Annotated in this window: 12 protein-coding genes; 9 read left to right on the forward strand and 3 right to left on the reverse strand. The window is 62.0% G+C overall.

From position 1 onward, the window contains the following. The first annotated feature begins 43 nt into the window (after nucleotides 1–43). The 7 genes from V4529_12895 to V4529_12925 all read left to right on the forward strand — a co-directional run bounded on the left by V4529_12895 (nucleotide 44) and on the right by V4529_12925 (nucleotide 9,591). Nucleotides 44–790: an ABC transporter ATP-binding protein gene (locus V4529_12895; GenBank protein ID MES2359223.1), complete on the forward strand. Its 747-nt coding sequence runs from the start codon at nucleotides 44–46 to the stop codon at nucleotides 788–790. Nucleotides 791–904: 114 nt separating this feature from the next. Further along, nucleotides 905–3,328 (forward strand): ABC transporter permease, encoded by a 2,424-nt coding sequence (locus tag V4529_12900; protein ID MES2359224.1) that lies wholly within the window; start codon nucleotides 905–907, stop codon nucleotides 3,326–3,328. Then, nucleotides 3,321–4,829, forward strand: coding sequence for a TolC family protein (locus V4529_12905; GenBank protein ID MES2359225.1), 1,509 nt, complete (start codon nucleotides 3,321–3,323; stop codon nucleotides 4,827–4,829). Before V4529_12900 ends, V4529_12905 begins: the two co-directional genes overlap by 8 nt. A gap of 101 nt (nucleotides 4,830–4,930) precedes the next feature. After that, nucleotides 4,931–6,283, forward strand: a complete 1,353-nt coding sequence (locus tag V4529_12910; GenBank protein ID MES2359226.1) for a sigma-54 dependent transcriptional regulator — start codon at nucleotides 4,931–4,933, stop codon at nucleotides 6,281–6,283. Beyond that, the gene (locus V4529_12915; GenBank protein ID MES2359227.1) at nucleotides 6,273–7,622 is read left to right on the forward strand and encodes an ATP-binding protein; all 1,350 of its coding nucleotides are present in this window, start codon (nucleotides 6,273–6,275) and stop codon (nucleotides 7,620–7,622) included. Before V4529_12910 ends, V4529_12915 begins: the two co-directional genes overlap by 11 nt. A 127-nt stretch (nucleotides 7,623–7,749) precedes the next feature. Further along, nucleotides 7,750–8,163 (forward strand): YciI family protein, encoded by a 414-nt coding sequence (locus tag V4529_12920; protein MES2359228.1) that lies wholly within the window; start codon nucleotides 7,750–7,752, stop codon nucleotides 8,161–8,163. Nucleotides 8,164–8,244: 81 nt separating this feature from the next. Further along, nucleotides 8,245–9,591: an RNA polymerase sigma factor gene (locus V4529_12925; GenBank protein ID MES2359229.1), complete on the forward strand. Its 1,347-nt coding sequence runs from the start codon at nucleotides 8,245–8,247 to the stop codon at nucleotides 9,589–9,591. On the opposite strand, the gene V4529_12930 is transcribed toward V4529_12925, so the two are convergent. After that, entirely contained in the window at nucleotides 9,524–10,963 is a 1,440-nt protein-coding gene (locus V4529_12930) for a M20/M25/M40 family metallo-hydrolase (protein ID MES2359230.1), read from the reverse strand. The two genes, V4529_12925 and V4529_12930, sit on opposite strands and share 68 nt — an antisense overlap. 130 nt (nucleotides 10,964–11,093) lie before the next feature. On the opposite strand from V4529_12930, the gene V4529_12935 reads away from it, so the two are divergent. Continuing rightward, complete coding sequence (locus tag V4529_12935; protein ID MES2359231.1) at nucleotides 11,094–12,140, forward strand: NAD(P)-dependent alcohol dehydrogenase; 1,047 nt, start codon at nucleotides 11,094–11,096, stop codon at nucleotides 12,138–12,140. Nucleotides 12,141–12,164: 24 nt separating this feature from the next. Here the strand turns inward: V4529_12935 and V4529_12940 are convergent, their stop codons facing one another. Together V4529_12940 and V4529_12945 are read right to left on the reverse strand one after the other, a co-directional pair. Then, nucleotides 12,165–12,815, reverse strand: coding sequence for a hypothetical protein (locus V4529_12940; GenBank protein MES2359232.1), 651 nt, complete (start codon nucleotides 12,813–12,815; stop codon nucleotides 12,165–12,167). A gap of 5 nt (nucleotides 12,816–12,820) precedes the next feature. Further along, nucleotides 12,821–13,201, reverse strand: a complete 381-nt coding sequence (locus V4529_12945; GenBank protein MES2359233.1) for a hypothetical protein — start codon at nucleotides 13,199–13,201, stop codon at nucleotides 12,821–12,823. A 107-nt stretch (nucleotides 13,202–13,308) separates the two neighbouring features. Between V4529_12945 and V4529_12950 the strand changes: the two genes are divergently transcribed. Continuing rightward, nucleotides 13,309–14,778 carry an RNB domain-containing ribonuclease gene (locus V4529_12950; GenBank protein MES2359234.1) on the forward strand — a complete coding sequence of 490 codons (1,470 nt, stop codon included), beginning with the start codon at nucleotides 13,309–13,311 and terminating at the stop codon, nucleotides 14,776–14,778. The last annotated feature ends 54 nt before the right edge of the window (nucleotides 14,779–14,832 follow it).

The raw sequence follows: 14,832 nt of genomic DNA on the forward strand, positions 1-14,832 counted from the left end.
CAATGCTACGGCTGGCCCGAAATCATCTTCCGCGACCGCCGGAATGCCCGCGACACAGTCTCTCATCAAGCTCGACGGCGTCACGAAAGTCTATTACACCGACGAGCTCGAGACGCACGCACTCTCAGGGATCCAGTTGGATATCCTGGAGGGAGAGTACGTCGCGATCGCCGGTCCATCCGGTGGCGGCAAGACAACGCTTCTATCGATACTCGGCCTGCTCGATTCGCCTACACAGGGCGTGTATCTCCTCGGCGGGCAGCCGGTCGAATCGTTGAGCCGATCGCAACGCGCCGACGTTCGCAACCAGCGGATCGGGTTCATCTTCCAGGCGTTCAATCTGATCGGCGATCTCACCGTCTACGAGAATGTAGAACTGCCACTCACCTATCGCGGAATGCCGTCGGACGAACGCAGGCAGCGAGTAAACGCTGCGCTGGAGCGGGTCGGTATGTCGCATCGAACCAACCACTATCCGGCGCAACTTTCAGGTGGTCAGCAACAACGCGTCGCGGTCGCACGAGCCGTATCGGGCGATCCGCTCATTCTTCTCGCCGACGAGCCGACAGGAAATCTCGATTCCGCGAACGGCGAGGCGATTATGGAGTTGCTCGGCGAATTGCACGACAATGGCGCCACGATCTGCATGGTAACGCACGACCCACGCTTCGCGCGGCATGCCGATCGGTCGGTGCATCTGTTTGACGGCAGGATTGTGGAAGAAGAGCGTGGTGAGCGGGCAGCTACGGATCAGCGCGAGCTGCGCGAGAGTGGTTTCGGCGTTGTGTAATGAGCCCTCCGGGTTCGCGGCCGTCGCCTTGTTGCTCGGTGCTATCGGCATATACGGCGTCGTCAGCTACTCCGGCGAACAGCGGAATAGGGACAATCAACAGCTGGAACCTTCATGAACACGCTGCTCAGTGACACCCGCTACGCGATCCGCGGTCTCGCACGAAGCCGTACCTTCACTATCGTTGCCATACTCGCGCTCGCCATGGGTGTCGGTGCGAACAGCGCTATCTTCTCGGTAGTCAACACAGTCCTGCTCCGCGCGTTGCCGTACCCGCAGCCGAATCGTATCGTGATGCTGTGGGAGCACAATCTGTCAAAGAGCGTCTCTCCACACAACGTGGTGAGTCCGGCGAATTTTCTCGCGTGGCGGGACGATGCAAAGTCGCTCCGCGCCATGGGTGCATGGTTTGACCAGCAGGGTGCCGTGAGCGGTGGAGGCCGAGATCCTGTCTCGGTGCCCATTCGACACGCCTCGGCGGCGACGTTTGCCGTCCTTCGCGTCAGCCCCGTCCTCGGTCGCACGTACACTCGCGACGAGGATGTACGAAACGGCCCGCGGCTGGCAGTCATCAGCTACGACTTCTGGCAGCAGTATTTCGGTGGTCGTGCGGATGTGATCGGTAGTCCGTTCCGGCTCGACGGTGAGAGCTTCACCGTGCTTGGCGTGATGCCGAGGGACTTTCGCTTCTTCGATCCGGTGAAGGTATGGGCACCGATGCAGTTCGACGACTCCGCTCGCACTTTCGGCGGACGATACCTGCACGTCGCAGCGCGTCTCGAGCCTGGCGTCACCGTCGATCAGGCAAACAGCGAGATCCGGACGATCGCCGAGCGACGGGCTCGTGATGTCCCGCAACTCGACGCCAACTGGACCGCGAACGCGCAGCCGCTGCGGGATGCGCTCGTCGGCGATGTACGTACGGGATTGCTCGTGCTGTCGGGAGCGGTAGGATTCCTGCTGCTGATAGCGTGCGTAAACGTCGCGAACCTGATGCTGGCCCGAGCAAGCAATCGTCAGAAGGAGTTCGCGATCCGCGCGTCACTCGGCGCAACTCCCGCACGACTGGTGCGGCAACTGTTGACCGAAGGAGTGGTGCTCTCGGTTGTCGCATCGCTGGTGGGGATCGGTCTCGCGCTATTTGGCATCCGTGCAATCGTTGCGCTGGTTCCAAGCACGTTCCCCATACCATCGATCTCCGACGTTGCAATCGACTGGCGAGTCCTCGCCTTCACGCTGGTCATTGCAGTGCTGACCGGAATCGCATTCGGACTGTCGCCGGCGCGGACCGTCTCGCAAGTAGAGCTGCAGGATTCGCTGCGCGAAGGAGGACGGACCGGAACCGGGGCAGGTCGTGCCAGCACACGAGTGCGCGGCGCGCTCGTCATCGCCGAAATGTCGCTGGCGATCGTGCTGCTAGCTGGCGCCGGACTGATGATGCGATCGTTCTCCCAGTTGAATAGCGTGAACCTGGGCATCGAGCCCGACCATGCTCTCATGGCGGAAATCGCGCTTCCGAACGCGACCTACAGCAATGATACGACGCGCGTCGCGTTCTTCAATGAAGTGGAATCCCGGATCGCGAAGCTACCCGGTGTGAAATCGGTTGGCTCTATCAGCTACCTGCCGCTGACCGGACTGCGCTCAGCTACGGGGTTCGCAGTCGCCGGACGGCCAAGACCGCCGAAAGGCCAGGAGCCGACGGGCGACATGCGAGCGGTGACCCCGGGATACTTCCGCGCGATCGGGACGACCATCAAGGCCGGCCGATCCTTCACTGACGCCGATATCGCCGGCAGACCTGAGGTAGCGATCATCGGTGAGACGCTCGCACGAACGTACTGGCCAAATCAGAATCCGGTCGGCAAGTACATCGATTATGAGTGGGATGGAGATACACACGTCCGGATCGTGGGCGTTGCCAGCGACGTGCACGACGCGGGGGCGGGCAAGGATCCGTACATGGAGATCTATCGTCCACTGGCACAATTCCCGTACTCGGGAATGACGATGGTAGTCCGCGCATCGGGCGATCCGGCATTGCTCGAAGCTCCACTGCGCAACGTTGTGCGATCGGTCGATCCCAACCAGCCAATCGCGAAGCTGGAAACGATGGACGCGCTCGTATCGCAATCGCTCGCCAACGGCAGGTTGAGCATGATGCTGTTCGGCATGTTCGGAGCCGTGGGGCTGCTGCTCGCGTGCATTGGCATATACGGTGTCACATCCTACGGCGTGCTCCAGCGCACTCGAGAGTTCGGCATTCGAATGGCGCTCGGCGCGCAGCCGTCCGATGTACGAAATCTGGTAGTTCAGGGGGGTGCGAAGTTGACACTGATCGGAATCGGCATCGGACTCGTCGGCGCGATCCTGCTCACAAGGCTCATGCGCAGTTTGTTGTTCGGCGTCACGCCGACCGATCCGATGACGTACGCAGGAAGCGTCGCCGTGCTCGCCCTCGTGTCGGTGGTCGCGTCGTATGTGCCCGCTCGCCGCGCGACCCAGGTGGATCCTGTAATCGCTCTGCGCAATGAATAGAGTCATAGCTCGCACGATACTCGTCTGTACGTTCGCCGCACCTGCCAGCGCCAGTGCGCAGATCCCAACGACCGGCCGCACCCAGCTGCCCGACGCGTCGCCGACCACGTTGACGATGGATCAGGCAGTTACGCTGGCCCATCGAAACAACCCCGATTTCCTGGCGACGCGTAACAATCGTCGCAATGCATCAGCGGAATTGCGGACCGCATACGGAGGGTTGCTGCCGCAGCTCAGCGCATCGCTCTCCGGCCAGTACCAGCAGGGCGGCCAGCAGTTCTTCAATGGTGTGTCGTTGAGCTCCAATAGCGATGTGATGCAATCACAGTATGACATCGGTCTCAACTATCGCATCAATGCCGCGACTTTCATCACGCCAAAAGTGCAGCGTGCCAACAGCGCTGCCGTGAACGCCGACATTGCCGGCGCATCGGAAAGCCTCACCGCGACAATCAAGCAGGATTACCTGACCGCGCTTCAGAGCCTGGCGCAGGCCCAGCTTCAGGACTCGCTCGTCACAAACGCCAGGGCGCAGCTGGAGCTGGCACAGGCGCGATCCCAGGTTGGTACTGGTACGCTGCTCGATGTGAGGCGCGCCGAAGTGGCGCTCAGTCAGCAGCAGGTAGCGCTGGTCAACGCACGCAATCAGAACGAGATCGACAAGCTGCGACTCTTTCAGCAGATGGGCGTGCCACAGCCACAGAACGTACAGCTCGTGAGCGATCTGAGGGTTGGCGACCCGTTACCTGCACTCGATACCATTCTTGCACTTGCGCATCGACAGAATCCCGGTGTCGTCGCGCTGAGAGCACGCGAGCATGTTGCCGATCTCACCGTGGATCGCGAGCGCACCGAGTACACTCCCACACTCACGCTCAGCACCGGCATTGGCGGGTACACGTATCAGTATCGCGATCCCAACTTCCTCGTGAATCAGGCACAGGCGAATACAGCCAGTGCACGGTCGAGCTGCATCGCTACCCAGGAAGTACGGCAGGCGGTCGGGCTTCCGAACACGCTCGCGCAGTGTAGCACCATTCAGTTCACCGATGCGCAGGCCGCGCAGCTACGGGCACAGAACGCTCAGTTCCCGTTCTCGTTCACACGCGCTCCGGCGAGCGTGACCGCGCAACTGTCGCTTCCTATCTTCGATGGGTTTGCACGCGAGCAGCGTCTTCAGGAGTCGCAGGTGGCGCGGGAGAACGCCCGCTACAAGGTGAAGTCGAGCGAGCTGGCACTCAATGCCGATATCACGGCAGCGTATCTGTCGCTCCAGACCGCGCAACAGACAGTCGCCCTCCAGGAGGCAAACGCCGCCAAGGCGCGCCAGGAGCTCGACTTCGTACAGAATGAATACGCCGTCGGTCTCTCTACGTTCATCGATCTGTCGACGTCGCGAACTGCCTACGCACAGGCCGAGACCGACCACATCAACGCGATCTACAGCTACCACAAGGCATTCGCGGTCCTGGAGAGCGCTGTAGGGCGGCCGTTGCGGTGATTGCGCAAATAGCCGCAACGCATAATCCCGCAATGTAAATTTGCATGGTGGGTATTTGCCGTATATTCAGGCAACGAACCAACGCCGCCGCCAGGTCTTGAATGCCCACAATCCTCGTAGCTGACGACCAGCCGGACATCATCGAGGCCCTCCGCCTCCTGCTCAAGGGCGCCGGCTACAGCATCGAGACCGCGCGCTCCATCGCCGGCATCATTGCGGCCGTCGAGAGCAAGCCGCTCGATGTGGTGCTCATGGATCTCAACTACACGCGCGATACCACCTCCGGGCGTGAAGGTCTGAGCGTGCTCGGCCGCATAAGAGAGATCGATGACTCGCTTCCGATCATCGTCATGACGGCGTGGGGAAGTGTCAATGGCGCGGTCGACGCGATCCGTCACGGTGCATCGGACTATATCGAGAAACCGTGGGACAACACCCGCCTGCTCACCACGATCAACACGCAGCTCGAGCTCGGCAAGGCAGTGCGCGCGGGACGCCAGCTCGAGCGCGAGAACCGCGCGCTCAAACGGACGGGCATGCCGGAGCTGATCGCGACGTCGCCACGCATGCGACCGATCCTCGATCTCATGGAGCGCGTTGCTCCGTCGGACGCGAACGTGCTCATAACGGGCGAGCACGGAACGGGAAAGGAAGTGGTGGCACGCTGGCTGCACGCCGCATCGCCGCGCGCGCGCTCCGCGTTCGTAGCGGTCAACATGGGCGGGCTGTCCGACGGTGTCTTCGAGAGCGAGCTGTTCGGTCACGTGAAGGGCTCCTTCACCGATGCGAGAACCGATCGCGCCGGCCGCTTCGAGCTCGCCGACGGCGGAACGCTGTTCCTCGATGAGATCGCCAACGTCCCGCTGAATCTGCAGGCCAAGCTGCTGCGCGTTCTGCAGACACGCGAAGTCGAGCGCGTCGGCTCGTCGCGTCCGAAAGTAGTCAACGTGCGCGTCCTCTCCGCGACCAACGTCGATCCGCACGAAGAGGTGTCCGCCGGTCGCTTCCGCGAAGACCTGCTGTTCCGTCTCAATACGATCGAGCTCAGACTGCCACCGCTGCGCGAGCGCCGCGAAGACATTCCGGCACTTGCAGCTCACTTCCTCGAGCGCCAGTCTACGCGTTATGGCAAACATCTCACCGGCTTCGATCAGCCGGCGATGCAGACGCTGATGGATCACCTCTGGCCCGGCAACATCAGGGAGCTGGAGCACACAATCGAGCGCGCAGTACTCCTCGCCAATGGAGACGTCGTGCGCACCTCCGACCTGGCATTGACGGAGCGCGGCTCGACCAGTGCGCAGCGGCTCGAAGATCTCACTCTGAGTGAAGCCGAGCGTACTCTCATCCAGAAGGCACTCGCGCGCTTCGACGGCAATGTGAGTCACGCCGCCAAGGCGCTTGGCGTCAGCCGCAGCGCACTCTACAGGCGCATGTCGGCGCATGGCCTCTGACGACAGACTGATCGGATCCGAGCGCGGCGCCGCACACTTCGAGCGCCGCGTTCTGCTGCTCGCTGCGGCCGTCGCCGTGCCGGGCACGACACTCGCACTCGTGCTGCTCTGGATCAGCAGCTATTCGCTCGGCGCTCGCATCATGATTACCCTGGCGGTCGTGCTCGCGTGGATGCTGCTCGCGGCAGCTCTGCGTGCCTATGTGATCCATCCACTTCGCACGATCTCGAATCTCGCAGCCGCACTGCGCGAAGGTGACTTCTCCGTGCGCGCACGCGGCGAGAGCACCAGCGACGCACTCGGCCTCGCACTGTTCGAGTTCAACAGACTCGGTGCGATACTTCGCACTCAGCGGCTCACCGCGCTGGATGCCTCTGCCCTTGCACGGACAGTGATGCGCGAGATCAACGTCGCGGTTTTCGTGTTTGATGACGAAGACATCCTGCGCCTCGTAAACCGTGCTGGCGAGCGACTCATCCACTTGCCCTCCGAGCGCGCCATCGGCCGCTCCGCGGCTGCACTCGGACTCGCCGACTGTCTCGTTGGCGATCCCGACAGAGCGTTTGAAGCCGAGTTCGTTCCCGGTGAGAATCGGTGGCAACTACGCAGGACGACTTTTCGCCAGGGCGGGCGCCCACATCGGCTTGTGGTTCTCGCCGATCTGAGCCGCGCGCTGCGTGATGAGGAGCGCAGTGCGTGGCAACGGTTGCTTCGTGTTCTCGGTCACGAGATCAACAACTCACTCGCGCCGATTCAATCGCTGTCCGCCACGCTGCGCGAGCACGTCAAACGAACGCCGCGCGCGAATGACTGGGAAGAGGATCTCGATCGCGGGCTGGAAGTAATCGGCGGGCGGTCAGCAGCACTCGCGCGCTTCATGGCGGCATATACTCTGCTCGCGCGCATGCCAGCCCCGACGCGTGCCCCCGTCGATGTCGCAGCGTGGATCGGCCGCATCGTTCAGATGGAGACACGTGTCCCGATCAGCGTTCAAACTGGCCCGCAAATCGTGATCGATGCCGATGCCGATCAGCTGGATCAGATGCTCATCAATCTCGTGCGCAATGCAGCCGATGCATCACTCGAAACCGGCGGCGGCGTAACCGTCGGCTGGAGCGTCGAGGATTCGTTCGTGGATGTGTCGATTCAGGATGAGGGGTTTGGTCTGCCCGAGACGGCCAATCTCTTCGTCCCGTTCTTTACGACCAAGCCGGGCGGATCAGGTATCGGGCTTGTTCTCAGCAGGCAGATCGCCGAGGCGCATGGCGGCAGCCTTGCACTGATCGACGGACAGGGCTGCGAGGCGCGGGTGCGCCTTCCGATCGCTCCTCTCTTATAGAGGTAGATCGGTCATCGAACGATCGTTCGAATAATGCCCTCATCTGGTTCGGACCCCGCGTCGATTCTCACGCACCTCGCTCGACGTGTATGTAGGGGACACACACGAACAATAGGAGATCAGGACAATGCGATTCATGATCATCGTAAAGGCGACCAGGGAGTCCGAGGCTGGCGTGATGCCGACCCGTGAGATGCTGGCAAGGATGGGTGCGTTCAACGAAGAGCTCGTGAACGCTGGCGTGATGCTGGCGGGTGACGGGCTCCTCTCCAGCGCGAAGGGCGCCCGTGTGAAGTTCGCGAACGGCAAGACTACGGTCATCGACGGGCCGTTCACCGAGACCAAGGAGCTCGTCGCAGGCTTCTGGATCTGGCAGGTCAAGTCGAGAGATGAAGCCATCGCCTGGCTCCGGCGAGCGCCATTCGATGACGCGGAGGTCGAGATCCGACAGGTGGCCGAAGCCGAGGATTTCGGTGATGAATTCACGCCGGATCTGAGAGAGCAGGAAGACCAACTCCGGGCACAGATCGCACGCGGGTAGCGGTCATCGTCATCCCCGCCGTCGGCGGTGATGACGACTCTCGACTTGAACAACGGGCCGTGCATGCCCTGATTTGTATGCGTGACAGAATCCGCTACGCATCGCGCAATCGACGCAGTCTGGAGAATCGAATCCGCGAAACTCATCGCGGGCCTGACACGCATGGTACGCGACGTCGGCCTCGCCGAGGACCTCGCTCAGGATGCACTTGTCGCCGCGCTCGACCAGTGGCCCCAATCGGGAGTTCCTGACAATCCCGGCGCATGGCTCATGGCGACCGCCAAACGTCGCGCGATCGACGCCATGCGTCATGGCAAGGTCGTCGAGCGAAAGCAGGATGACGTCGGGCACGAGATCAGGGCGCAGCACGATGCGGCCGCTGTCGATCTCGACGCGACCATCGATGACGATGTCGGTGATGATCTGCTTCGTCTCATCTTCATCGCCTGCCATCCAGTCCTTTCAGCCGAAGCGCGCGTCGCGCTCACTCTGCGTCTCCTCGGCGGGCTCACCACCGACGAGATAGCGCGCGCCTTTCTCGTTTCGGAGCCGACGATCGCACAGAGAATCGTTCGTGCCAAGCGCACGCTCCGTGATGCCGAAGTGCCGTTCGAGCTCCCCCGGGGAGAGGCGCGCACCGCGCGCCTTGCGTCGGTGCTCGAGGTCATCTACCTCATCTTCAACGAAGGCTACGCTGCGACCGCCGGAGATGACTGGATGCGGCCTGCGCTATGCGAGGATGCGCTGAAGCTTGGTCGCATTCTGGCGGAGCTTGCGCCTCAAGAGCCGGAGGTTCACGGACTGGTCGCCTTGATGGAGATCCAGGCGTCACGCGCACACGCACGCGTCGATCAGCATGGCGATCCCGTGCTTCTCCTGGAACAGAATCGTGCGCGCTGGGATCAGCTTCTCATACGTCGCGGACTCGCCGCGCTCGAGCGCGCCGAGCGACTCGGCAGTCCCGGATCATATACGTTGCAGGCCGCGATCGCAGCGTGTCACGCGCGCGCACGAACAGCTGAAGAGACGGACTGGAATCGCATCGCGTCGCTGTATGCACTGCTCGTGCAACTCGTTCCGTCTCCGGTGATCGAGCTCAATCGCGCAGTCGCAGTATCGATGGCGTTCGGCCCCGCAGCTGGTCTGGAAGTAGTTGACGCACTCATGTCGGAGCCGTCACTACTGAACTATCACCTGTTGCCCGCGGTCCGGGGCGACCTGCTCGCCAAGCTTGGCCGCCGCGACGAAGCGAGATCCGAGTTCGAGCGCGCCGCCTCGCTCACGCGCAACATACGAGAGCGCAATCTGCTCGACGGCCGCGCCGCGGCGATGACGACCTACGACACGACGTCCACCAGCGCTATTTCCCGGCCGCCAGCGCGTGAGTCAGCCGATACAGAAACTCCAGACCATCATAGTACGACTTGATCCACATCCGCTCGTCTCTCCCGTGAGCGTGCGAGTCACCGTTGCTGAGAATGCCGCTTACACCATAAGTGGGAATTCCAGCAGCACGAAGGAATCGACCGTCGGTCGCACCGGTCGACATCACCGGAACCACGAGCACATTTGAGCCGAACATGTCGTGAGTGATTTTCGTCACGGCGTTCATCAGCTCCGGTGTCAGAGGACTCGGAGCAGCCCTGGCCTTGGGCAATGGAAACAGTGGCGTGATCTTGACGCCGGTGTCGGCGATGACTCTGGCGAGCGTCGCCTCGACCTCCTGGGGATCCTGCGTCGGGACGATGCGGCAATTCACATTTGCAGTGGCGGTCTGTGGAAGTGCGTTGTACGCATGCCCACCCGCCAGCCTCGTCGCGACACAGGTGGTGCGCAACATCGAGTTGTAGCGTGGCTCCGCGGAGAGTGTCGCCGCTGCCGCACGATCGTTTGGGTTCGCAACTATTGCACGCATTGCCGCACCCGCCGCTGAAGTGTCCGACGCGCCCGTCTGACTCAGGTATGCGCGCGACACTTCGTTCAGCTCGACGGGAAACTGGAAGTGCTCGAGTTTGAGGAGCGCGTGCGCCAGCTCGTAGATCGCGTTGTCCGGACGCGGCACCGACGAGTGCCCGCCGCTGTTGGTTGTCGAAACCGTGAAATGAACCGAGACTTTCTCGGCCGCCTGAATGTTGTTGGAGAATGGCTTGCCGTTGCGAATGGACCCGCCGCCACCCTCGTTTATGGCATAGGCGGCGTCGATCAGATCCTTGTGGTTCGCGACCAGCCAGTCGACCCCGTTCGCGTCACCGCTTTCCTCGTCCGATGTGAGCGCCAGGATCACGTCACGATCTGGCTTCCAACCCGCCGCCTTGTCGCGCAGAAGATTCGCGACGAAGATCGATGCCATCGCCTTGTCGTCACTGCTGCCACGCCCGTAGTAGTAACCATCCTTCTCGGTGAGAACGAACGGATCCATGCTCCAGTCCGAGCGCAGCGCCGCAACGACGTCCAGATGCGCCAGCAGAAGCAGGGGCTTCTTGTCGTGCCCCGTGCCGCGATAACGCACGACGAGGTTGGCCTTTGTCGGATGCCCCTCCGGCGTCAGGATCTGGACGTCGGCCGCGGGAAAGCCGGCGGCGCGAAAGCGAGCTGCCATCGCGTCGACCGCCGTCGTCACCGAGCCGACGCTGTCCGCAGTGTTGATCTCGATCAACTGCTTGTAGATGTCGTGCGCCCGTGCCTGATTCGGCGTGAGCGGTGTCTGTTGGGCACGGACGGCGGTGGGGCAGAGTCCGGCCAGCATCGCTGCAGATGCTGCCGCAGATACCATGGTCGTACGAACGAAAAGAGAGCGCATCGTGGGTTCCCTGTGTGAGCTGCAGACGTAGCGAGAGGTGGTAATGTTGATCGTGCTAGTCGGGTTGTCAAACGACCGCCCGGCGATCAGCTTCCGACAGGACACCAATTCGATCAAACCAGAGATTCCAATGCCCACAACTCGTGGCTACGCTGCAAAGTCTGCAACCCTTCCGCTGGAACCATTTTCATTCGAGCGCCGCGAACCTCGCGCGCACGACGTGGTCATCGACATCGCATACTGCGGCGTCTGTCACAGTGACATCCATACGGCGCGCAACGAATGGGGCGGCACCATCTACCCCGTCGTACCAGGTCACGAGATAGTCGGCCGCATCGTACAGACCGGGTCGGAGGTCAAGCGATTCGCGGTCGGCGATCTCGCGGGAGTCGGGTGCTTCGTGGACTCGTGCCGGGAATGCGATAGTTGCCGCGACGGCGAGGAGCAATTCTGTGAGCGGCACCTCGTGATGACCTACAATAGCGTCGAGCACGATGGAAAGACGCCGACTTACGGCGGCTACTCGTCCCGAATCGTTGTCGACGAGAATTACGTGCTCACGATTCCGGATAATCTTCCGCTTGAAGGGGTTGCACCGCTGCTGTGCGCCGGAATCACGACCTATTCGCCACTTCGTCGCTTCAAGGTCGGACCGGGCCAGAAGGTCGGCGTGGTTGGACTGGGCGGCCTCGGTCACATGGCTGTCAAACTGGCCTCTGCGATGGGTGCGCACGTGACGGTGTTGAGCACGTCCAAATCAAAGGAAAAAGATGCGCGCCGCCTCGGCGCCGATGACTTCGTCGTGACGAAGGAGCCAAAGAATCTGGCGCCGCTGGCCGCGACTTTCGACTTCATCATCGACACGGTATCAGCGCCGCACGATCTGAACATGTACCTCGGCCTGCTCAAGCGACGTGCGGTGATGGTACTGGTCGGTGCACCGCCAGAGCCAACGGCGGTTGCGTCGTTCTCACTCATCATGAAAGGCCGGATGCTGGCAGGCTCTCTCATCGGCGGAATTCGCGAAACGCAGGAGATGCTCGATTACTGTTCGCAGCACGGAATCACGTCCGACGTCGAAGTGATTCCGATTCAGGAGATCGAGCGCGCGTACGATCGCACTGTCAAGGGTGACGTTCGTTATCGATTCGTGATCGACATGAAGTCGCTTGCGTAGCTGCCGGTCTGGTTGCCGGTGTAGTTATCGCTTGCAGTAACCAACAGATATCGCCTGAATGGTTTCCGGCTTTGGCGCCTGGTTTCGCACCGGCTTTCGGGCAATGCTGTCGGGACTCAGCGCTATCGAGTCGGTGGCGAATTCGACGCCGCACAGGCGGCTGAGTGTGGCTATTTTTGCGGCGCCGCGCTTCACGATCGTCGCTCCCGAATCAGCGGCAACAGTCGCGAATGGCGTTCCGACGGCTATGCCACCGGTAGTGTGTGGCCCCGTGTGGGTTATGAATACCCTTCGCAGCGTGTCGTTCTGGAATGTGAGAGTCACCGTATCCTTGCCCATGCCGCGAACGACGATGATATCCTCACTGTCGCGGCCGGCGCGCGCACTGATCGCGTACACGAACGACATCACCGGCCGTCTCCACTCGCCGACGTGCAACGGGCCGACAGCTTCCCGTCGGATGATCGAATGATCTCCTTCCATCAGAGGGCCTTCATCTACCGGCTTCGCTACCGGGCCCGTGTCCGTTGTGCGTTGCGCAACGGTTTGCCCGGAAGGAGTGGATGACGCGCCTTTGGTGACGTCCTTCGCCCCGCCGCCGCACGCCACAAATCCAGACACGGCCGCCGCAATGCCTATCGCCCGGATTCTGGCGTGCAAGACTGCGCGCATCATTTCCGTCACGCTCGCTCGCGCGCCTTCTGTGCACGCTCGGCGCCATACTGGCGTCCGTAATTCGACGACGCCCAGATGACCAGAAGGATTGCGCCGACCACGATGTAGTAACCCCTTGCGACTCCGCTCCAGTTTACGATCCATGGCAGGACTATAAGCACGATTCCGACCACCAGCTCTATGAGCCCATGATTTCGGAGCGATAGCGGCTTGTGTCCGGTGTCGGGGAATTTTGTCGATAGCGTGACGATGAGATGGATTGCCGCCAGAACGTACGACACGATCGCTGGAGGCCCGCTCATGCCGAGCAGGATGGGAGCCGCGATCAGGCCGATCACGGCAACCATGTCGAGGGAGCGGTGCACGGACGCCGGTATGAGTTTCATCTGAGATCCTGATGGAGACGCCTCCAACATACCAAATCTGCGCCGGACTGGCACGGCCGACCGCCGTACCGGCTTGTGGCGGCTCACGCCGGCAGACACGTTATGGCATGTCAAAATCCTTCGACTTGCGTGCCGCGGCTCATCAGGCAATGCTGGATAACGGCTTCATCCCCGACGTGCCCGCTCAGGTTACGGCCGAGGTCGCCGCCGCGATCGAGCCGAACGGCGCGGTGGCCGCCGGTGTGTTCGACCTTCGCGGCCTCCCCTGGTCCTCGATCGATAACGATAACTCCAGAGATCTGGACCAGCTGGAGATCGCGGAAAAACTTCCCGACGGAACGGTGCGCGTCCGCGTTGCGATCGCGGACGTCGATACCACCGTGCCGAAGGACTCGGCCACCGATCGCTTTGCGGGCGCAAACTCTACATCGGTGTACACCGGCATCATCACGTACCCGATGCTCCCGGATCGACTGTCGACCGACCTCACCTCGCTTGGTCAGGACGACGATCGCATGTCGGTTGTAATCGAGTTCGTCGTTGCTGTGGATGGAGGCATCGTGTCGCACAACGTGTACATGGCGCGCGTCTTCAATCACGCCAAGCTCGCCTACAACAACGTCGGTGCGTGGCTCGACGGCAGCGGGAGCCTGCCAGCCAGCGGCACAGCAGCAATTCAGGATCAGCTTCGCCTTCAGGACAGCGTTGCACAGACGCTCCGTGCCGTTCGCGCCCGCAATGGCGCACTGGATCTCGAGACGATAGAAGCGGAGCCCGTGGTGCATCCGGACAATTCCGTGGACGTCGAGCTCGTGCAGAAGAGTCGCGCCGGCCGCCTGATCGAGGATTTCATGATCGCTGCCAACGTGGCGATGGCGCGATTTCTGGACGAGCATAATTCGCCGACGATTCGACGCATCGTGCGATCGCCGGAACGATGGAATCGGATAGTCGCGCTCGCCGCCAAGCTTGGAACGACGCTTCCGGATCAGCCGGATTCCCTGGCGCTATCCGAATTCCTCGTCGCACGACGGAATGCGGATCCCGACCACTTCGCCGATCTGTCGCTCACAGTCGTCAAGCTGATCGGCCCCGGAGAGTACGCCGCGCATGTGCCGGGCGAGACGGACGTCGGTCATTTCGGGCTCGCAACCAATGACTACACCCACTCGACCGCGCCCAACCGCCGGTTCGCGGATCTGGTTACGCAGCGACTTCTGAAGGCCGCGCTGGCCGGAAAGCCGTCGCCCTACACGCGGGACGAGCTCGTGTCGATCGCCGCGCACTGCACCGAACGCGAGGATAGCGCGCGCAAGGTCGAGCGTCAGGTGCGCAAGTCAGCTGCCGCGGTATCGATGTCGTCCCGCGTAGGTGAGGACTTCGATGCGATAGTAACAGGCGTCAATCCCAACGGCACCTTCGTCCGCCTGATCCACCCGCCGGTGGAAGGACGAGTCCTTCGCGGCGAGGCCAATCTGGACGTCGGAGACAGGATACGGGTCCGGCTCCTGTCCACCGATCCGAACCGTGGCTTCATCGACTTTTCCGCGGAATCCCGTGACGGCGCCGCCCACTGATCGCGCCGCTCTGGTCACCCGGCTGACCCGGAGTTACGATATCCGCATAATCCT

Source organism: Gemmatimonadota bacterium (genome assembly GCA_040388625.1).
GTDB lineage: Bacteria > Gemmatimonadota > Gemmatimonadetes > Gemmatimonadales > Gemmatimonadaceae > Fen-1247.